The following is a 20,524-nucleotide window of genomic DNA, read 5'->3' as shown; positions in this document are numbered from 1 at the left end:
TTCTTTTTGAATGAACGCTTTTAATGAAGTCTTGACAAAGGAGAGTGCTTTTGATGACGGTGGATTTAACGCCAAAGCAAATAGTGAATCAATTAGATAGATATATTATAGGGCAAAAGCAAGCAAAAAAATCGGTGGCAGTAGCTCTGAGAAATCGCTATAGGCGAATGAAGCTTGACGAAGATTTTCAAGATGAGGTTGTGCCCAAAAATATTTTAATGATTGGTCCGACTGGTGTAGGTAAAACAGAAATTGCCAGACGACTTGCAAAGCTGGTCGGTGCACCGTTTGTTAAAGTAGAAGCTACAAAATTCACGGAAGTTGGTTATGTCGGCAGAGATGTGGAATCAATGGTTCGTGATTTAGTAGAAAAAGCTGTACGAATGGTGAGAGAAGAAAAGATGGAAGATGTCATGGAGCGGGCGGAACAGGAAGCAAATCAAAAACTTGTTAAACTGCTTGTACCACAGACAAAAACTAAAAACTCCGTGAAAAACCCATTTGAAATGCTGTTTCAAGGCTCTGATTCAGATGAAGATCAAGAAGATGATGCTTCGAATGAAGAATCAGAGATAAAATCAAAGAGAAAACGAACAGCTCATCAGCTGGCGTTAGGTGAGTTAGAAGACCATTATGTTTCTATTGAAGTAGAAGAAATTCCGCCTTCGATGTTTGACATGCTGCAAGGTTCGGGAATGGAACAAATGGGGATGAACATGCAGGATGCTTTTGGTCAGTTCATGCCCAAAAAGAAAAAGAAAAGGAAACTAACCGTTTCTGAGGCAAGAAAAGTGTTGACCCAGCAAGAGGCGCAAAAGCTTGTCGATATGGATGAGGTCACTCAAGAAGCGATTAACCGTGCTGAACGAACAGGTATCATTTTCATTGATGAAATTGATAAAGTAGCAGGCAAACAAGAAGGCTCTGCAAATGTTTCCAGAGAAGGTGTGCAAAGGGATATCCTGCCGATTGTGGAAGGGTCAACGATTGTAACCAAACATGGGACATTGAAGACGGATCATATCCTATTTATCGCTGCAGGAGCTTTTCATATGTCGAAACCTTCTGATTTGATTCCTGAGCTGCAAGGCAGGTTTCCAATTCGCGTAGAGTTGGAGAAGCTTACAATCAATGAATTTAAGCAAATTTTAACAGAGCCTTCCAATGCTTTATTAAAACAATATAAGCAAATGCTAGAAACAGAAGGTATAAAACTTAAATTTACGGACGAAGCTATAGAGAGACTTGCGCAAATTGCTTATGATGTGAACCAGGAGACCGACAACATTGGGGCTCGCAGATTACACACAATCCTGGAAAAATTATTAGAGGACCTATCCTATGAAGCTCCTGATATTTCAATGACAGAAGTTGAAATTACAAAAGGGTATGTTAATGATAAGCTTTCGACAATTGCTCAAAACAAGGATCTCAGTCAATTTATATTATAATTTAAAATTCTAAAATGGAGGAATATCAAATGGATTTATTAACGAGAGCAAGAAAAATTAATGCAATGTTACAAACAGCAACAGGAAAGTCAGTGAATTTTAATGAAATGTCAGCATCATTACGTGATGTGATTCGCGGGAATGTATATATTGTCAGCAGACGCGGGAAATTATTAGGCGTTGCAGTGAATCAAGAGGTAGAGAATGACCGTATGAAATCAATGCTTGAAGAAAAACAATTTCCTGCAGAGTATACAGAAGGATTACAAGAAATCCGTGAAACGACTGCAAACCTGGATATCGAAAACAAACACACGGTGTTCCCTGTAGAAAACAAAGAATTATTCAAAGACGGCTATACAACTATTGTTCCAATTATCGGCGGCGGAGAGCGCTTAGGAACGTTAATCATCGGCCGCGTAAATGAAACATTTAATGATGATGATTTACTGTTGGCTGAATACGGCGCGACAGTGGTAGGTATGGAAATTCTTCATGAGAAAACAGAAGAGATTGAAATGGAAGCTCGAAGCAAAGCTGTTGTACAAATGGCAATCAGCTCTCTGTCTTACAGTGAACTGGAAGCAATCGATCATATTTTTGAAGAGTTAAATGGAAAAGAAGGTTTATTAGTAGCAAGTAAAATTGCTGACCGTGTAGGAATTACCCGTTCTGTTATTGTTAACGCACTTCGTAAGCTGGAAAGTGCAGGAGTTATCGAATCTCGTTCTCTAGGTATGAAAGGAACGTATATTAAAGTATTAAACGATAAATTCTTAGTAGAATTAGAAAAAATTCGTACACGCTAAAACGAAAATAAACTAAAAATGCTGTGAGGAAATATTTCTTCACAGTTTTTTTATGTGAGAATAAGGAAGGATATTACGTTTTATAACATATTTTCATTCGGTGACTAACTAAAGTCCCGATTTTTTATGTTCAGTAATAATAGCAACGGGAAGTCTGCGGTTCTAGCAGGCTAATTTTATTTTGGCGACTTTTTGAACAAAAACGATTAGTAAAATATATTTAATAAATATTTTTAATGAGCATATTGAATTCCTTTATTTTAAAAGGTAGAATGAAAATAAGGTCTAATGACCTGTTTTTCTATGTAATTTGGTTATGGAGAATGTATTATAGAGTTTGCAGATGATACGAAGCTTGCGAGGGCCTTTGTGAAAAACAACAAATAAAAATCATTTATAGGGTCTTTTAGTCTAGTAAAAATGAATGATTTTTTAATTTGTCAATAATAATGTAGAAATTGCATAGACTTTGTCTACTACTTAATTTAAAATTAATTCGTATAAACAATGTAATTTATGGGTGTTTATGAAAAAAAAGAGGTGTAAAGAATAAAATGGATTTATTTAGCGGCACGATTGGTAACTTAGAAAATTCGATACAGTACGCTTCTGCAAAAAACAATGTTATTTCTAATAACATTTCAAATGCAGATACACCAAACTATAAAGCGGAAAAAGTAAGTTTTAAATCTGCTTTGGAAAATGAGATATCTGGACTTCAAGCGAGAACAACCAATGAACGTCATTTGAACTTTGGTGAAGAAGAGAACCGTCCGTACCGTATTGTGAAGGACGCGTCAACTACATATAATCACAACGGGAATAATGTCGATATTGATAAAGAAATGTCAGAGCTGGCTAAAAATCAAATTTATTACAACAGTCTTATTGACCGTATGAATGGAAAATTCAGCAGCTTACAATCTGTCATTCGAGGAGGTAATTAAAATTGTCTATCTTTCAATCAATGGATGCCAGCGCAAGCGGTTTGACCTCACAGAGATTACGTATGGATCTGGTGTCTTCTAACTTGGCCAATGCACAGACAACCAGAGCAACCCAAAATGCTGATGGAGAGTTTGAACCGTATCGCCGGAAAATGGCAACATTTGGCACAGGGAAGCCTTCCTTTAAGCAGATGTTAAAGCATGCAGAAGGGAATAATGCCTCCGGCGGCGGTGTGCGTGCAACTGGAATAGTAGAGGATCAGACACCGTTTGAACTTGTGTATAATCCGGAGCACCCCGATGCAAATGAAGACGGCTATGTGGAAATGCCCAATGTAGACCCTTTAAAAGAAATGGTTGATTTAATGAGCGCTTCCCGTTCCTATGAAGCAAATGTAACTGCTTTTAATGCGAGTAAGGGAATGCTTATGAAAACATTAGAAATTGGACAATAAAAAGTTAAAGGTGGTAGAACAGAATGAATACGATTGGAACTTATCTCCCTCCAGTAAACCCGGTTGAAGAAGGGCAATCTTCGCGTTTAACTCCAAGTCAAGCACAGAGTAATTTCTCTTCCATGTTAAAAAATGCTATAGAGGATTTAAATCATATTCAATTAGAATCAGATAATAAAACAAATGGATTAGCAAATGGCAGTGTGGAGAATCTGCATGATGTGATGATAACTGCTCAAAAAGCAAGCGTCACACTGGAAACAGGTGTCCAAGTACAGAGTAAAGTAATCGATGCCTACAATGAGATTATGCGGATGCAGGTGTAAAGATAATAATTAAGCTGAAAATGTTTGTTCAAAAAAGTACAATCAAAAAATCAGCTTACGGCTTGGATATGATAATGCATTATGTCAAAAAAATATTCCAAGACAGGATTTACATGATGCAGCTGTTCTTAACTTAGAAAGTTTTTATAATAAGTTATTTTAGTTGAGCTTTTTGAACAGTCTTAAGTGCACAAAGAATAGTTTTGAATTTAGTGAGGGTAGTGTATATGAAAGAGAAATTACAAAAATGGAGAGAATCCACTTTTACTTTTTGGAAATCCAGGTCGAAGGGGCAAAAAGGGACGATGATCGGCGGAGCAGTATTAATCGTTTTGTTAATTGCTGCGGTAACTTTTTTTAGTTCCAATTCGAACTATGTTCCTTTGTATAATAATTTGTCCATGCAGGAAGCCGGCCAAATTACAACGGAGTTAGATACCAGAACAGTGCCGTATGAACTTGAAAATGGCGGGACTACCATTCTGGTGCCTGAGGAGCAGGTTGATTCGTTATTATTAGAATTTGCTTCTATGGGGCTTCCAAACAGTGGGAGTATAGATTATTCTTTTTTTAGTGAAAATGCCTCTTGGGGCATTACAGAGAATGAATTCAGTGTCATGAAACTAGATGCGATGCAAACAGAGCTCGGGAATTTAATTTCAGGAATTGAAGGTATACAAGACGCAAATGTCATGATAAACATGCCTGAACAGCCTGTGTTTGCCGATGAAGCAACAGGAGAAGCCAGTGTTGCTATTATGTTACATACACAGCCGGGATATCAATTTGAGGGAAATCAGGTAGACGGTCTATATCATCTGGTGTCAAAGGCAATCCCTAATCTAGATGCAGAAGATATTATTATTATGAATCAGTACTTTGAATATTATGACCAGGAAACGCAATTAGCCGGCGGTCAGGATACATACTCGAATCAGCAAACCATAAAAAAAGATGTAGAACGTGATATTCAGCGCAGGCTGCAGCAAATGCTCGGAACAATGGTAGGAAATGAAAATATTGTTGTTTCCGTTACAGCAGATATTGATTTTTCTCAAGAAAACCGTACAGAAGAATTAGTGGAGCCTGTTGATTTAGAAGCAATGGAAGGCATTCCGGTCAGTCTGGAGACGATTCAAGAGTCTTATACTGGTCAAGGAGCCCCGGACGGTGTTGCGGGAGCCGGAGAAGAAGATGTTGCGAACTTCCCTGCTGAAGAAGGCGACAACGACGGAGACTATGAATTAGATAGAGAAACAATCAATTATGAGTTTAACCGTATCCGCCGTGAGATAGTGGAAAGCCCTTATCAAATCAGAGACCTTGGCATACAGGTGGCAGTCAACAGCACAAGACAAGGAGAAGATGGAGAAATAGAATTTTTAAACCAGCAGGAACAGACAGATGTAGAAGAAGGTGTGGAATCTATTTTGAATTCCATCATAGAAACATCAGTTGACGGAGATTTACAGGATACGGAGGAAGAAGCTGATCCGAATACCTCGATTGTTTTTCAGGAATTCAGCACTTCAGTCGGGGAGCAGGAAGAACCGTCAGGAGCAGGAATCCCTATATGGCTTTATATTATTGGCGGAATTTTACTAATTGTCATCATTATTTTACTCTTTATGCTCAGAAGGAATCGTACAGAGGAAGAATGGCTGGAAGAGGAAATCGAGGAAGAGCAGCCGTTAGCTTCTGTAGCAGATAATGAAGAACCAATTATTCCGGAGCTTCCTAGAGAAGATACAGAAGAAGTTATCAGAAGAAAACAATTGGAGAAAATTGCAAACGAAAAACCAGAAGAATTTGCGAAATTATTACGCAGCTGGATGAATGAGGATTAGGAGGTTTTATTTATGGCAAGAAAAAATACACTGACAGGCAGACAAAAAGCAGCCATTCTTTTAATCTCATTAGGTCCGGATGTATCAGCACAAGTGTATAAATATCTATCAGAGGAAGAAATTGAAAAGCTGAGCTTGGATATTTCCTCTGTTAAAAAGGTAGATTCTAATTTAAAAGAAGATATATTAAACCAATTTCATCAGATTGCAGTGGCACAAGACTATATCTCTCAGGGAGGGATTGGATATGCTAAAACGGTCTTGGAAAAAGCATTCGGGAAGCAGGAGGCATCCAGTATTATTAATCGCCTGACCTCTTCCTTGCAGGTGAGACCGTTTGATTTTGCCAGAAAAGCAGACCCGCAGCAGGTTTTGAATTATATTCAGGGAGAGCATCCGCAAACTATTGCACTGATTCTCTCTTATCTGGATGCGGAACAGAGCGGTCAAATACTCTCTGCACTGCCCAAAAATGTACAGGCGGATGTGGCCAGCAGAATTGCTACGATGGACTCGACCTCTCCAGAGATTATCAGTCAAATAGAGCAGGTGCTTGAGAAAAATATATCTTCGTCCATGACAGAAGATTATACACAGACGGGCGGTATCCAAACGGTGGTAGAAGTGCTGAATGGAGTCGATCGTTCAACAGAAAGAACGATATTAGAAGCCCTGGAGACACAGGACCCGGATTTGGCGGAAGAGATCAAGAAAAGAATGTTTGTATTTGAAGATATTGTTACATTGGATAACCGGGCGATTCAGCGTGTTATCAGAGAAGTTGACAATGATGACCTGCGATTATCTCTCAAAGTAGCAAGCAATGAAGTGAAGGATATTGTGTTCCAAAACATGTCTGAACGGATGGTGACCACCTTTAAAGAGGAAATGGAATTTATGGGGCCGGTGCGTCTAAAAGATGTGGAAGAGGCACAAACAAGAATTGTCAATGTGATACGCGGACTGGAAGAAAAAGGAGAAATTGTGGTGGCACGAGGCGGAGGAGACGATATTATTGTCTGATGTAAAAAAACAAATATCGATCAAACCAATTGAGTCTATTGTTACGCGAGCCAATACTCCTCAAGATGACACAACAGAAGTACACCGGCAATTAACGGAGGCAATTTCCTTCCAAAAACAAGAATTAGCTTCCGTTGAAGAACAGCAGAAAAAGCGGATAGAAGAAGCGGATAACCAGATAGAGGAAGCACGGAATAAATGGGAAACAGAAAAGAAAGAGCTAATAGAGCTGGCTCGGAAACAAGGGTTCCAAAAGGGTTATGAGGATGGAAAACAAGAAGCTTATACACAGTTTGAACACAAACTGCAGGAAGCAAATCATATCGTTGATATAGCGAAAGAGGATTATCATCAAACATTGGAAAAGCAATCAGAAAGTATTGTAGAAATAGCCATGGCGACAGCGAATAAAGTTTTACATAATGAGCTGAAGGAGCAGCCGGATTATATCAGAACATTAATAAAGGATGCACTCGATGAAGTGAAATCTCAGCCAACTATTAGCATTATTATCCACCCGGATTATTATGAAGAGGTTCATTCCTATCAGGAAGAGCTGCAGCGCATAATCGGAGATGAAACGAAACTTTCTATCCACGCTGATATGAACATTCAGCCGACAGACTGTATTATCCAATATCCGCACGGTCAGATAGAAACAAGTGTGAATACACAGCTTGAAAAAATCCGGGAAGCACTAATGGATTATGTCATGGAGGATGCCGAATGAATAAAGAGGCCTTGATTTCAGTCATAGAGAAGACCGTTCCATATAAACGGTATGGAAAAGTGATTCGTGTTGTAGGTTTGATGATTGAATCGGAAGGACCTGCAGCAAACATCGGCGAGGTTTGTTACATCCATACAAGCTCTGATAAGGGAGAGCCTATTTTAGCAGAAGTGGTAGGGTTTCAAAATGAAAAAATCATTTTAATGCCTTATCGGGAAGTAAATGAAGTAGGTTCAGGCTGTTTAGTAGAAGCCACTGGAAATCCATTAAACGTAAAAGTTGGCCGGAGCTTGATAGGTCATGTGCTGGACCCGCTGGGAAAACCACTTTTAGACGGGGAAGCCCTGCCTAAAGGCTTAACAGGTTATCAAACGGAGAGAAAGCCGCCAAACCCCCTTTCCAGACCGACAATCAGGCAGCCGCTACAGGTTGGCGTCCGGGCAATTGATGGCTTTTTATCAATGGGAATAGGCCAGCGTGTCGGTTTGTTCGCCGGGAGCGGTGTAGGAAAAAGTACATTGCTGGGAATGATTGCAAGGAATAGCAATGCGGATGTGAACATTATTGCTCTTATCGGCGAACGAGGAAGAGAGGTCCGGGAATTTATTGAGCATGATTTAGGAGAAGAAGGACTAAAAAAATCCATTATTGTTGCAGCAACCTCTGATCAGCCTGCACTTATGCGAATTCGTGGGGCATATACAGCAACGGCAATCAGTGAATACTTCAGGGAACAAGGGTTTAATGTGAATTTAATGATGGATTCTGTTACCCGGGTTGCGATGGCACAAAGGGAAATTGGTCTGGCGGTGGGGGAGCCTCCAACAACAAAGGGATATACTCCGAGCGTATTCTCGATCTTACCAAAGCTTTTAGAGCGGGCAGGGACAGATGAAAATGGTTCGATTACGGGTTTTTATACCGTGCTCGTTGACGGCGATGATATGAATGAGCCAATTGCTGATGCAGTGAGAGGAATATTGGACGGCCATATTGTTCTGGATCGGAAAATCGCAGAAAGAGGCCAGTATCCTGCAATCAATGTGTTGAAGTCAATCAGCAGGGTCATGAATGTGATTACAACAAATGAGCATCAGCAAATTGCTACAAAATTAAGGACGCTTCTCGCTACCTACGAAGAAAATAACGAATTAATCTCTATCGGCGCATATAAAAAAGGAACAAACCCTGAAGTGGACTTAGCTGTGGCATCATATCCAAATATTGTTTCTTTTTTAAAACAAGGGGTCTACGAGCAAGTTAGTTTTGAAGAAACCGTACAGATGATGAAAAACCTGGTTCAATAAAGGAGTTGTTTTAAATGGCTAAGATATCCAGTTTAGCTAAAATACGGGATATGCATGATAATGAGAAGCAAGTAGCTCAGCGGGCTTATGCGGAATCCCAAGAAACATTTGAGAAAATCGCCAGAGAGTTATACAGCTTATTGAAGAAAAAAGAAATGGCAGAAAGTACCTTTGAAAATGCGATTCAAGCATCTACATCTATTGAAAAAATAAAAGAACAGTCTGCTTATATAGAAAAATTGACCAATCAAATCCAAACGGTACAGCTGCTAGTACAGAGAGCAAGAAATGACATGAATTCCAAGCAAACGAAATTATCGGAAGCTTATATTGAGTATAAAAAATACGATAAGATGATTGATTTAAAAAAAGAGGAAGCTAAAGCCGTATTAAAAAAGCAGGAAGCTGAGTTTATGGATGAAATGTCCATGCAACAATATCTGAGACAAAATCAAAGGTGAAAATAATGAAAAATAAAAATAAAAAACAAAGTGAAATGGAACCGGAAGTTAAGAAGTCTTCAGGTATCTTTATGAAGCTGTTTTTAATAGCTATGCCGCTTTTTATCCTGGCTGTTATTGTTGTTTTTGTTTTACATATTGCCGGATTTAATACATTAGATTGGCTGAAGGAACGAGGACAATCCATTCCGGTTGTTGGAGAAATGTTCACAGATGAATCAAATGAAGAAATAAGTGAATTGAATGATTTACAGGCATTGCAAAATCAATTGGAAAGCAGAAATGAAATCATCAATAATAAAGATGAACAAATCCAAGAGCTTGAAGAAACAATTGCTGATTTAGAAAGCGAGATTAGCAGTTTGGAAGAAGAACAGGAAGAAAACGAAAATAACGAGGATACAGAACAAAGCGATGAGCAGCAAGGCGGAGAGCAGGCTCAAGCTGAAGCAGGTGCCGTTTCAGAAAAAAGTTCGATGACTAGGACATTAGAAGGTATGAAGAGTAAGGAAGCAGCTGCTATTCTCGAAAACCTGGAAGCTGATTTGGCCGTAACTATTTTAGAAGAAATGTCTACTGGGGACCGCGGTGATATTTTACAGCAAATGAATGTAGAAGCGGCGACGACCTATACGCAAATGTTAATGGAGTAACAATATAAAAAACTTGAAAGGAGGTGAAAAAGTGAATGCGATGAGGTTGAATATAGCTGATCTTATGTTTTCCAATCAGACGAATACCAAGTCAAGAACACAGCAAGGATCCGGTTTCGGTGATTTATTATTACAGAAATCAGGATCATTACCTGCCCGGGGGGATGTAAGAACCCCGCTTCAGCAAAATCAGAATCAGCAGTTAGCAGATGTTTTTGAACAGATAGGAGAATCACTTCCTGATGAAGTACTTGCTATTTTGAAAGATAATGATGTTTTGCAGGAAGAAATCGTTGCTTTGTTAATGAAAAATGCAGTATCTCAGCAAGAGAATTCTATAGAAGAAAATGGCGAACAGCAAAGATTACAGATAGAGAATCTGCTCAGCCAACATCTATCCTCAGCGCTGGCGGAGCACCCAGAAATATCCTCGATGGCAGATTTACAGCCTGCGATAGATATTTATAACGAAATAGCCAATCAGCTGCAAGGCATAGAACAAACTGCAGATATACATGATACATCCAGCTTATTAGCGCAGTTGCTGCAGGATTGGGAGCAGTTTTTTAATGAAAATCCTGAGATAGATAAACAGGAAGTGCTGGACGGTATTTATCAGCAAATGCAACATGCTGATTCCTCCATTTTTGAACAGGCGGTACATCAAATGGCGTATCAAATGCTTGAAGCCGGCTTGCCGGAAGAAGAAATAAATGATGCTGACGACTTTGAAAATGTGGAAGTAATCAAGGCTTTGCAAGATTTTAATGAATTTATACTGAGATCCGATGGGGCAACAGCGGAGCAAATAGAAAAAAAGATAGCTGATTTAGTGATTGAAGCCGGTTTAATGACTGAAGAGCAAGTGAAAGGTAGTTGGGTTGATGCTGAACAGGCAGAGCAGCAGGCCAAAATGCAGCAATTCATCCAAGGTATAATCCAGCAGCTCCAAAAAGCAGATTCACCCGTTTCCAGTCAGATAGTAAATCAAATTGCACATCAATTGCTGGCCGCCAGCTTGCCAGAAGGACAAATGCTAAACAACCGTAAAGCAAATTCTGCGGTGGTCGAACAGGCCGATAAATCCAGACCAGATGCAGAAGGGTTACAGCGTGTGGAAGCTAGAATTGCAGGGTGGCTGCAATCCATTTTTAAAGAAGTATCTCCTGGAGTTACCAAACAGAACAAGGATGTCCAATTAGTCAGGCAGACAGCTAATGAAACAGGTTACCACCAGCCAGTAAAAGCAGAAGCTGAAGCTGCTCCTCGTATCGAGCCGAAAATGGCAGCCTGGCTGCAAACATCATTCCAAGATGCATCGCCGGCTGTTTTTAAGCAGGACAGTCTTCCTATCTCCAAGATAGAACAATTTATTGTTCAGATGGGGCAGACAGATTCATCGAAAGGTCTATCAGGTAAAGAGCTGATCGATAAAATTGAAACAATCGTACAAAGCCAGCGCCTGCAAAATTTTGTACGAGGACAAAATCCCATCTCCATCCAATTGAGACCGGAGAACCTAGGTGATATGACGATACGTTTTATTCAGACAAATGGGGAATTGACAGTACAGATGCTTGTTTCTTCTAAAGCGGTGAAGGAAGTATTGGAATCGAATCTGCATCAGCTGAGAAATGTGTTTTCACCGCATCAGGTATCGGTTGAAAGGCAGGATAATGTGAATGCTTCGCAGACAGACGCATCGAAAAATGCGAAAGAAAATCAAAGCGGGCAGCATTCAGAGCAACAGGAAACAGCTTCTGACTCGAAAGAACAGGATTCGTCTTCTGAAACAGAATCCTTTGAATCATTTATGGAGAAGCTGCTATCGCAAAATATAGAAGAGCAAGTTTAATAATAACCACAGCTGTACAAAAATGTAGCCGGAATTTGAAAGGCGGTGACAACGATCACTTCTATAGATCCATCTTTATACTTAAGTAATCAGCCAAAAACAAGAGAGCCTTCTTCTGAACTGGGGAAAGACGAATTCTTAAAATTATTGATTGCACAAATGCAAAACCAGAATCCGATGAATACGATGGATGAATCTGAATTTATTGCGCAAATGGCATCATTTTCTTCCCTGGAGCAGATGACGAATATGTCTAATTCGATGGAACTCTTAGTCAATAATCAGCTCGTATCTCCGGCTATTCAATATAGTCATATGATTGGAGAAACGGTAAATTATAGAACCTTTGATAAAGAGACCGGAAGAGAAACAGGTGTGGAATCAAGCAAAATTGTTTCTGTGTCTGAACAGGATGGATGGGCTGTTTTTCATTTAGAAAATGGCGAAAAAATCTATGCTGATACTGTTATTGAAGTAGGAGCATCCGGAGAAGAAACTGATAATGAATCAGAAAATGAGGTGACAGACCCTTCGGAAAATGAGGAGGGAGAAGAATAATGGTTCGCCCAATCCAACCAATCGTACCACCTATATCTCAGGAACAGCATATACAAAAAGCGGCACCCAAAAAAGGAGCAATTTCCTTTAGAGATATTCTTCAAAATCAGCAAGAGCTGACAATCAGTAAGCATGCTGCAGAACGGATGCAAGAGCGGAATATCCAGCTTAGCAATCAAGAATGGCAGTCTATTCAAGAGAAAGTAAAAGAAGCAAAACAAAAAGGTGTAAAAGATGCACTGGTCGTAATTGATGGCAATGCAATGGTAGTCAGTGTCAAAAATAATACAGTGATTACAGCGCTAAATCAATCAGAAGCAGATAAAAAAGTATTTACCAATATTGATGGAACAATTTTATTGTAAAAAAGGCCGGACCCTTTATGGGAAGCCTACTGCCGCGGAATGACAGAAGCGGTCAAATGAAAATAAAAAGGGGAAATAATCATGTTACGTTCAATGTACGCAGGTATTTCAGGAATGAAAAATTCACAAACAAAATTAGATGTTATCGGTAATAATATTGCAAACGTGAATACATCAGGCTATAAAAAATCGAATATCAATTTTCAGGATATGATGAGTCAGACAACTTCTGCAGCGCAGGGAGCAGGAGGGGGACGAGGAGGAATAAATGCCTCTCAAATTGGCCTTGGTTCACAGCAGGGAGCTATCAGCAATGTTCATACACCAGGAGCACCACAAACAACTAATAATCCACTAGATTTTGCAATAGATGGTGATGGGATGTTTGCTGTTCAAGGAGATGGTGCGACGTACTATACTCGTGCTGGTAATTTTTACTTAGATGATAATGGAGATATCGTCAATGCAAATGGTTATTATCTACAAGCTAACGGCGGAGGGGCTATTAATATTCCAGAAGATGCCGATGGCTTCAGTGTACAGCCAGATGGAACAGTAAATTACACGATTGGTGATAACACTGTAGCAGCTGGACAAATTGCGTTAGCAAAGTTTTCTAACCCGTCTGGATTAGAAAAAGTTGGAGGTAATTTGTATGCGGCTACTAATAATTCTGGTCAGCCAAACTTAGGTGCACCAGGAGGAGATAACGGATCAGGAGAAATCGTTAGCGGTGCACTGGAAATGTCTAACGTTGACTTATCCGAAGAGTTCACAGAAATGATTACAGCACAGCGTTCATTTCAGGCAAACACGAGAATAATTACAACGTCTGATGAAATTTTACAAGAGCTTGTTAATCTAAAACGATAAGCAAGGGGGGAAGGGGACTGACCTGAACGGACATCAGGTTAGTCCCGATAACGTATGATTCGATTAACCCGATTAAATAATGAACCTTTTGTTCTGAATGCTATCATGATTGAGCAGGTCCAGGCATATGCCGATACAAGCATTTCTCTATTAAACGGAAAAAAGGTGTTTGTCAAAGAAAGCGAAGAAGAAATTATTGAAAAGGTAACAGCCTTTTATCACCAGATTGGTTTTCCCGCACTCCCGTTAAAGGCAGGTGAAAAGAATGAGTAAAATAGTAAAAATAGCTATGACATCTATTATTACATTACTTGTTGGCGTTGTAGCAACGCTTATTATCGTTATCTATGTTAATGAGCCGGAAGAAACTTCTGGAGAGCAATCGATTGATGATATGGTCAGCCATTCTTATGAAACGCCAGAGGTGACCACAGATATTAAGGATGACAGATATGTCCAGGTTCAATTTCAAGTTATTACAGATGATAATAAAGCAGTGGAAGAATTAGAAAAACGGGGCTTTCAAATTACGAATTTATTAATTAAAGAATTGGCCGTTATGGAAGTGGATGATTTTCAAACAGGTCTGGACGAGCTTGAGGATACATTGAAAACAGATTTAAATGAAATGATGACAGAAGGAACGGTTACCGAAGTATATACCATTAAGAAAATACTTCAATAGATTCTACCATGTCAGGAGGTGACTAAAGTTTATGGATGAGGTATTATCGCAAAATGAAATTGATGCCTTGCTTTCAGCGATAACATCAGGAGAAATGGATGCGGAAGAATTGAAAAAAGAAGAAGATGAAAAACGCATTCGTGTCTATGATTTTAAGAGAGCGTTACGTTTTTCGAAAGACCAGATACGCAGCATTTCAAGACTGCATGAGAATTATGCAAGATTGCTGACAACTTTTTTTGCTACACAGCTCAGGACATACGTGAATATTAATGTTACCTCTGTCGACCAAGTGCCTTATGAGGAATTTATACGCTCTGTACCGAAGCCGACCGTACTTAATATTTATAGTTTGGAGCCATTAGATGGCAATTTAATCATGGAAATCAATCCCAATGTAGCATTTGCATTACTGGAACGATTACTTGGAGGGAAAGGTTCTACTGGTTCGAAAACAAGCAGTTTGACAGAAATTGAAAAGATTTTGCTCACACAATTATTTGAGAAAGCAGAAGTCAGCTTAAAGGAAGCTTGGTCATCTGTTGCAGATATCGAACCCATTTTAGAAGAATTCGAGGAGAACCCCCAATTCATGCAAATCGTTGCACCTACAGAAACGGTGGTAGTTGTTTCGTTAGCCGCTATGATTGGAGAGGTATCCGGAATGATTAATATATGTATTCCACATATCATCTTGGAGCCGATTATACCAAAGCTTTCTGCAAGCTATTGGATGCAGACAAATAAAAACAAAGATGAAAAAAGTCTGCAAAGAATGTCGAAGTACCTTCAAAATACCGATGTAGAAGTAAAAACCGTTCTCGGGGAAGCATCCATCAATATTGATGAATTTTTGAAGTTCTCTGTCGGCGATGTGATTGCTTTGGATCAAGCAATTGATGCACCATTAAAAATGGCTGTAAATGATGAATTTAAGTTTCTTGTACAGCCGGGAAAGTATCGGCATAAAATGTCTGTCCAAGTATTAGAGGAACTGAATGGGGTGATGGAAAATGATGAATGATGGCAAGCTGTCACAAGAAGAAATAGATGCCCTGCTTAAGGTGCCTGCAGATGAACAGGAGGATGACCAGCAGGAGCAGGCGGCAGATGAAGCATTTTTAACAAGTATCGAAAAGGATGCTTTGGGGGAAATCGGTAATATTTCCTTTGGAAGCTCTGCTACTACACTGTCTACACTGTTAAACCAAAAGGTAGAAATTACTACACCGGCTGTCACGGTAATCGGCAAGGATCAATTAGAAGAAGAAGTTACATTTAAACCTGTGAGTGTTCAAGTTAATTACATAGAAGGCTTTACTGGCAATAATGTGTTTTTCATTAAATCAGAGGATGCGGCAGTAATCGCAGATATTATGCTCGGCGGAGACGGGACAAACCCGGATAAAGAACTGAACGAAATGCACCTCAGTGCCGTTCAAGAAGCCATGAATCAGATGATGGGAGCAGCTGCTACCAGCATGTCTACTGTTTTTAATAAGAAAATAGATATTTCACCGCCTGAGATTATTCATGGACTGGAAAATCAGAAAAAAGAAGGTTTATTTAAAGACGAAGTGTACGTTAAAGTATTTTTCAAGTTAATGGTTGGAGATTTAATAGATTCCAATATGGTACAGCTGGTTCCGCTGGATTTTGCTAAAGAATTAGTACATCAATTAATGAATCCGGCTCCTGAAGCTAAAGAAGAGCCTGCTGTCAAAGAGGAACCAGAAGCAGCAGTAAGTCAGACTGCAGCAAGTGTAAATACAGATTCAGCTGTTGCTTCTGCACCGGTAACTGAAAAGAAACAAGCAGAACAAGAACCGCCAGTCAGAAAGGCTGCTGAAGATGCAGGCGCCGCTAACCAAAAAAATGATGAGATCTTAGGAAGACCAAGCTCTCAAACAGCAGATGTACAGGAAGCAGCATTTTCAGAGTTCGAACAGGCTCCGCTCAATTATCAAGGACAGCGGAATTTAGATATGTTAATGGATATCCCATTAAGAGTCACTGTAGAACTGGGCAGGACAAAACAGTCTATCAAGGAAATATTAGAACTGGGAGCAGGCTCTATTATTGAATTAGATAAACTGGCGGGAGAACCTGTTGATATTCTTGTAAACGAAAAGTTAGTTGCTGAAGGAGAAGTGGTAGTTATTGACGAGAACTTTGGGGTTCGTGTAACAGATATTGTCAGTCAGCATGATAGAATCCAGCATTTAAGAAAATAGATATGCATAATTAAGTATATTGAAGGAGAGAGAAAAAATGGGCCAAAAGATTTTAATAGTAGATGATGCAGCTTTTATGAGAATGATGATCAAGGATATTTTAACAAAGAATGATTTTGAAGTGGTTGGGGAAGCACAGGACGGCAACGAAGCTGTTGAAAAATATAAGGAACTTCAGCCTGATTTAGTAACAATGGATATTACGATGCCGGAAAAAGATGGATTAGCAGCATTAAAAGAAATTCTTCAGGTTAATTCAAACGCAAAAGTCATTATGTGTTCAGCTATGGGACAGCAGGCAATGGTTATTGATGCAATCCAGGCAGGAGCAAAAGATTTTATCGTTAAACCATTCCAAGCAGACCGTGTCATTGAAGCAATTCAAAAAGCACTCGGCTAAATAGACTTCAATTTAAAAAGTGAGTTGACGAGATTGAAGAAGCAATCATGGCGTATCTATGCGTTGGGAGCAGGGATTCTATTATTTCTGCTGCTCCCAATCAGCGTAGGTGCAGAAGCAAATGTGTTAGACTGCCTCGAAAATGAAGAGGAGTGTAACGAAGAAGAAGTAAACATAGATAATGAACAGCCACAGCCGAATGAAAATGATGAGGATACAATCATGAACAATGACAATGAATTTTTAGTGGAGGACGATGCTGACAATTCATCTATGGGCTGGCAGATGGTTAGACTGATTATTGGTCTGGCTTTGGTATTAGGTTTAGTTTATGTTGTATTGAAATTTTTAGGAAAAAGAAATGGATTTAATCAGCAGCCGGGTCTCCTGCGCAATGTAGGCGGAGTATCTGTCGGAGCGAATAAATCTGTTCAAATTATCCGTGTTGGAAACAAATATTATCTTATTGGCGTTGGAGATAATGTGGAGCTTTTAGAGGAAATCGATGATCCAGAAACAATAGAACAGTTGCTTGATCAGTCAGCAGAGAAGGGTTCAGATCCATTATCATTCTTTTCAAGAGAAAAAAATGACAATGGGAAGAAAGCGTCTGGCAAGTCTTTTGATCAATTACTGACCAGGGAGCTGAAATCGATTCGTAAAAATCGCCAGAATCTTATTAATAAGCATAAGGACGATTTAAATGAATGATTTTATAGATATCTTTTCAAGCTCTGACCCGACGAATATAGCCACCTCTGTGAGGCTGCTGTTATTATTAACGATTTTTTCCTTAGCTCCGGGAATTTTAATTTTAATGACGAGCTTTACACGGATCATTATTGTTTTATCCTTTGTACGTACATCATTAGCTACGCAGCAGATGCCCCCAAATCAGGTACTCATCGGTATTGCTTTGTTTATGACGTTCTTTATCATGGCTCCTACCTTTTCGGAAGTCTATGAACAAGGGTTATCTCCGCTTTTTGAAGAGGAGATAACGTTGGATGAAGCATACGAAAATGCAAGTGTTCCGTTAAAAGAATTTATGGCACAGCATACAAGGCAGAAGGATTTGCAATTATTCCTGAGTTATACAGAGGCAGAACCGCCGGAAACGGTACAGGATATTCCGTTGACCACCTTAGTCCCTGCATTTGCAATCAGTGAATTAAAAACAGCATTTCAGATGGGCTTTATGATTTTTATTCCATTTTTAATTATTGATATGGCTGTTGCAAGTATCTTAATGTCCATGGGGATGATGATGCTGCCGCCGGTAATGATTTCATTGCCATTTAAAATATTATTGTTTGTGTTAGTGGATGGGTGGTATTTGATTACGCAGTCACTGCTCGGTGGTTTCTAAAAAAGCCGTATTGAAAGTGGAAGGAGTATAATTAATGAGTAGTGAATTAGTATTAACCCTGGCTGAACGGGGAATCTTTACAATTTTATTAATAACGGTTCCTGTATTGCTGCTGGCTTTGGCGGTAGGTTTACTTGTAAGTATTTTTCAGGCGACAACACAAATTCAAGAGCAGACACTGGCATTTATTCCCAAAATTCTGGCGGTATTACTTGGTCTCGTATTTTTTGGACCATGGATGTTAACAACCATTGTTGAATTTACTTCCAGTCTATATATGAATATTAACCAATACATAGGGTAGATCTGATGATTGAAATGATAAATTGGAACCTTGTTCCTGCGTTCATGTTAATATTTGTCCGGATTATGGCTTTCTTTGTCATTATGCCTCTATTCTCTTATCGGTCCGTTCCTGTTCAATTTAAAATAGGAATCAGTTTTTTTCTGACAATCATTTTGATTTCTACGGTAGATATCAGTAATGTTGCGCTGAATGATTTATATTTATTCCTGCTGTTTAAGGAAGCTCTCATTGGGATTTGTATCGGATTGATTGCTTTTATTCTTGTTTCGGCTATTCAGGTTGCCGGTGGATTTGTTGATTTTCAAATGGGATTTGCGATTGCCAATGTGATAGATCCGCAAACGGGGGCGCAAAGTCCGTTGACAGGCCAGTATTTCTATATTATTGCTCTGTTGTTTCTATTATCCGTAGATGGCCATCATATGATTTTAAATGGGATGATGAACAGCTTCACATATATCCCTTTAGATCAATTTATTCCATTTGGAGAGGAAAGCATTGTTGAACTCGTGCTGACAACGTTTAACACAATGTTTCTGATTGCTTTCCAAATAGCGGTTCCCATTGTAGGCTGTTTGTTTTTAGTGGATGTTGCCTTAGGAATTGTGGCTCGGACAGTACCGCAGATGAATGTGTTTGTCGTTGGGCTGCCATTAAAAATTCTTGTCAGCTTTGTGGCAATTCTTGTATTTCTAGCACTTTACATCGGCTTGCTGCAATCTGTTTTTGAAGCAATGTTCCGTGTAATGGAGCAGTTAATGGCTTTATTTGGAGGTGTTTAATGTGAAATTGACATTAGACTTACAATTTTTTGCAGGGGAAAAAACAGAAAAAGCAACTCCAAAGAAAAGGCAGGACGAACGTAAAAAAGGACGTATTGCCAAAAGTCAGGATATCAATACAGCTATCCTGCTGCTGGGCTGTTTTATCGGATTATTTGTTTTTGGCGGTTACATTCTAGAATATATGACAGGTTTTTACAGGAAATCATTTACAGAATACATTCATTGGGATGTGACGAATCACTCGGTTCAAACGATGTTTAATGATTCCTTTCTTCAAGCAGTTTTAATGGTTGCGCCAATTATGCTGATAGCCGTTATTTCCGGTGTAGCTGCAAATCTGCTTCAGGTCAAATTCTTGTTTTCAACTGAGCCGTTAAAGTTTGATTTGAAAAAAATTGATCCGATCAAGGGAGCTAAGCGGATTTTCTCTATTCGGGCATTAGTGGAATTTTTGAAATCATTATTGAAAATTGCCTTGGTTGGGACGGTCACATTTACCGTCATTTGGATGAATAAAGACCAGATGCTGATGACTGCATTTTTAGATGCTGAAGGAGCGATGGGATTTTTTGCACGGGTTACCACCATCATGGCATTCTCGGCTATTGCTTTATTGATTTTTTTAGGAGTGCTAGATTATTTATATCAAAAATACGATTTTGAAAAAAATATTCGGATGTCCAAGCAAGACATTAAAGACGAGTATAAAAATGTCGAAGGAGATCCGTTAATTAAATCAAAAATGAAAGAAAAACAAAGACAGATAGCAACCAGAAGAATGATGAGCGAAGTTCCGGGAGCGGATGTTATTATTACAAACCCGACCCACTATGCCATTGCCATTAAATATGATGAAGCAAAGGCAGAAGCACCATTTGTTATTGCGAAAGGGACGGACAGTATTGCACAGCGCATCAAGGAAATTGCGAAAGAACATCATGTACAAATGGTGGAGAATCGTTCATTGGCAAGAGCACTGTATGCTGCAACTGAAATCGGTGAAGTTATTCCGGAAGAATACTTTCAGCCTGTAGCAGAGGTTCTTGCATATGTATATCAAATGGAGAAAAAAGCGTAAGAAGTT

At 39.2% G+C, this 20,524-nt stretch carries 25 protein-coding genes; all 25 read left to right on the top strand.

The genetic code is table 11. From position 1 onward, the window contains the following. Window positions 1-53 precede the first annotated feature (53 nt). The 25 genes from hslU to flhB all read left to right on the top strand — a co-directional run bounded on the left by hslU (window position 54) and on the right by flhB (window position 20,518). Complete coding sequence (hslU, locus tag MKX55_RS14905; protein WP_339178242.1) at window positions 54-1,451, top strand: ATP-dependent protease ATPase subunit HslU; 1,398 nt, start codon at window positions 54-56, stop codon at window positions 1,449-1,451. Between the two features lie 29 nt (window positions 1,452-1,480). Continuing rightward, window positions 1,481-2,260 (top strand): GTP-sensing pleiotropic transcriptional regulator CodY, encoded by a 780-nt coding sequence (gene codY, locus MKX55_RS14900; protein WP_339178240.1) that lies wholly within the window; start codon window positions 1,481-1,483, stop codon window positions 2,258-2,260. Between the two features lie 554 nt (window positions 2,261-2,814). Beyond that, a complete protein-coding gene (gene flgB, locus MKX55_RS14895) occupies window positions 2,815-3,207 on the top strand; it encodes a flagellar basal body rod protein FlgB (protein WP_339233370.1) in 393 nt (130 codons plus the stop codon). Window positions 3,208-3,209: 2 nt separating this feature from the next. Continuing rightward, the gene (gene flgC, locus MKX55_RS14890) at window positions 3,210-3,662 is read left to right on the top strand and encodes a flagellar basal body rod protein FlgC (protein WP_339233369.1); all 453 of its coding nucleotides are present in this window, start codon (window positions 3,210-3,212) and stop codon (window positions 3,660-3,662) included. Window positions 3,663-3,685: 23 nt separating this feature from the next. Continuing rightward, the gene (gene fliE, locus MKX55_RS14885; protein ID WP_042535038.1) at window positions 3,686-3,988 is read left to right on the top strand and encodes a flagellar hook-basal body complex protein FliE; all 303 of its coding nucleotides are present in this window, start codon (window positions 3,686-3,688) and stop codon (window positions 3,986-3,988) included. A gap of 227 nt (window positions 3,989-4,215) precedes the next feature. After that, on the top strand, window positions 4,216-5,835 hold the full coding sequence (gene fliF / locus MKX55_RS14880) for a flagellar basal-body MS-ring/collar protein FliF (protein ID WP_339233367.1): 1,620 nt from the start codon (window positions 4,216-4,218) through the stop codon (window positions 5,833-5,835). Between the two features lie 12 nt (window positions 5,836-5,847). Then, window positions 5,848-6,858 (top strand): flagellar motor switch protein FliG, encoded by a 1,011-nt coding sequence (gene fliG, locus MKX55_RS14875; RefSeq protein ID WP_339233366.1) that lies wholly within the window; start codon window positions 5,848-5,850, stop codon window positions 6,856-6,858. Beyond that, the gene (fliH, locus tag MKX55_RS14870) at window positions 6,851-7,588 is read left to right on the top strand and encodes a flagellar assembly protein FliH (RefSeq protein ID WP_339233364.1); all 738 of its coding nucleotides are present in this window, start codon (window positions 6,851-6,853) and stop codon (window positions 7,586-7,588) included. The genes fliG and fliH overlap by 8 nt, the downstream gene beginning before the upstream one ends. After that, window positions 7,585-8,895 carry a flagellar protein export ATPase FliI gene (gene fliI, locus MKX55_RS14865; protein ID WP_339233363.1) on the top strand — a complete coding sequence of 437 codons (1,311 nt, stop codon included), beginning with the start codon at window positions 7,585-7,587 and terminating at the stop codon, window positions 8,893-8,895. The genes fliH and fliI overlap by 4 nt, the downstream gene beginning before the upstream one ends. A gap of 14 nt (window positions 8,896-8,909) precedes the next feature. Beyond that, entirely contained in the window at window positions 8,910-9,356 is a 447-nt protein-coding gene (gene fliJ, locus MKX55_RS14860; RefSeq protein ID WP_339178220.1) for a flagellar export protein FliJ, read from the top strand. A gap of 5 nt (window positions 9,357-9,361) precedes the next feature. Continuing rightward, entirely contained in the window at window positions 9,362-10,009 is a 648-nt protein-coding gene (locus MKX55_RS14855; protein WP_339178217.1) for a hypothetical protein, read from the top strand. Between the two features lie 40 nt (window positions 10,010-10,049). Next, window positions 10,050-11,864, top strand: coding sequence for a flagellar hook-length control protein FliK (locus MKX55_RS14850; protein WP_339238539.1), 1,815 nt, complete (start codon window positions 10,050-10,052; stop codon window positions 11,862-11,864). A 45-nt stretch (window positions 11,865-11,909) separates the two neighbouring features. After that, a complete protein-coding gene (gene flgD, locus MKX55_RS14845; RefSeq protein ID WP_339233362.1) occupies window positions 11,910-12,422 on the top strand; it encodes a flagellar hook assembly protein FlgD in 513 nt (170 codons plus the stop codon). Then, window positions 12,422-12,787 carry a TIGR02530 family flagellar biosynthesis protein gene (locus tag MKX55_RS14840; protein ID WP_042535026.1) on the top strand — a complete coding sequence of 122 codons (366 nt, stop codon included), beginning with the start codon at window positions 12,422-12,424 and terminating at the stop codon, window positions 12,785-12,787. The genes flgD and MKX55_RS14840 overlap by 1 nt, the downstream gene beginning before the upstream one ends. Window positions 12,788-12,868: 81 nt before the next feature. Further along, a complete protein-coding gene (flgG, locus tag MKX55_RS14835) occupies window positions 12,869-13,660 on the top strand; it encodes a flagellar basal body rod protein FlgG (protein ID WP_339233361.1) in 792 nt (263 codons plus the stop codon). A 54-nt stretch (window positions 13,661-13,714) separates the two neighbouring features. Next, the gene (locus MKX55_RS14830; RefSeq protein WP_040980122.1) at window positions 13,715-13,933 is read left to right on the top strand and encodes a flagellar FlbD family protein; all 219 of its coding nucleotides are present in this window, start codon (window positions 13,715-13,717) and stop codon (window positions 13,931-13,933) included. Beyond that, window positions 13,926-14,345, top strand: coding sequence for a flagellar basal body-associated protein FliL (gene fliL, locus MKX55_RS14825; RefSeq protein ID WP_042535022.1), 420 nt, complete (start codon window positions 13,926-13,928; stop codon window positions 14,343-14,345). The genes MKX55_RS14830 and fliL overlap by 8 nt, the downstream gene beginning before the upstream one ends. A gap of 31 nt (window positions 14,346-14,376) precedes the next feature. Continuing rightward, on the top strand, window positions 14,377-15,369 hold the full coding sequence (gene fliM, locus MKX55_RS14820) for a flagellar motor switch protein FliM (protein WP_339178209.1): 993 nt from the start codon (window positions 14,377-14,379) through the stop codon (window positions 15,367-15,369). Beyond that, on the top strand, window positions 15,359-16,579 hold the full coding sequence (gene fliY, locus MKX55_RS14815; RefSeq protein WP_339233360.1) for a flagellar motor switch phosphatase FliY: 1,221 nt from the start codon (window positions 15,359-15,361) through the stop codon (window positions 16,577-16,579). The genes fliM and fliY overlap by 11 nt, the downstream gene beginning before the upstream one ends. A gap of 37 nt (window positions 16,580-16,616) precedes the next feature. Continuing rightward, a complete protein-coding gene (locus MKX55_RS14810) occupies window positions 16,617-16,979 on the top strand; it encodes a response regulator (RefSeq protein ID WP_042535016.1) in 363 nt (120 codons plus the stop codon). A gap of 33 nt (window positions 16,980-17,012) precedes the next feature. Beyond that, the gene (fliO, locus tag MKX55_RS14805) at window positions 17,013-17,690 is read left to right on the top strand and encodes a flagellar biosynthetic protein FliO (protein WP_193064969.1); all 678 of its coding nucleotides are present in this window, start codon (window positions 17,013-17,015) and stop codon (window positions 17,688-17,690) included. Then, a complete protein-coding gene (fliP, locus tag MKX55_RS14800; protein ID WP_042535014.1) occupies window positions 17,683-18,348 on the top strand; it encodes a flagellar type III secretion system pore protein FliP in 666 nt (221 codons plus the stop codon). Before fliO ends, fliP begins: the two co-directional genes overlap by 8 nt. 34 nt (window positions 18,349-18,382) lie before the next feature. Next, the gene (gene fliQ / locus MKX55_RS14795) at window positions 18,383-18,652 is read left to right on the top strand and encodes a flagellar biosynthesis protein FliQ (protein WP_042535012.1); all 270 of its coding nucleotides are present in this window, start codon (window positions 18,383-18,385) and stop codon (window positions 18,650-18,652) included. A gap of 5 nt (window positions 18,653-18,657) precedes the next feature. Next, the gene (gene fliR / locus MKX55_RS14790) at window positions 18,658-19,437 is read left to right on the top strand and encodes a flagellar biosynthetic protein FliR (RefSeq protein ID WP_193064970.1); all 780 of its coding nucleotides are present in this window, start codon (window positions 18,658-18,660) and stop codon (window positions 19,435-19,437) included. Between the two features lies 1 nt (window position 19,438). Then, window positions 19,439-20,518, top strand: a complete 1,080-nt coding sequence (flhB, locus tag MKX55_RS14785) for a flagellar biosynthesis protein FlhB (protein WP_339233358.1) — start codon at window positions 19,439-19,441, stop codon at window positions 20,516-20,518. The last annotated feature ends 6 nt before the right edge of the window (window positions 20,519-20,524 follow it).

Origin of the sequence: Oceanobacillus sp. FSL W7-1281 (genome assembly GCF_037969835.1) — a bacterium.
Lineage (GTDB): Bacteria > Bacillota > Bacilli > Bacillales > Amphibacillaceae > Oceanobacillus > Oceanobacillus oncorhynchi.
The sequence above is the reverse complement of the archived record's forward strand: the minus strand, read 5'-3'. Positions and strand labels throughout refer to the sequence as shown.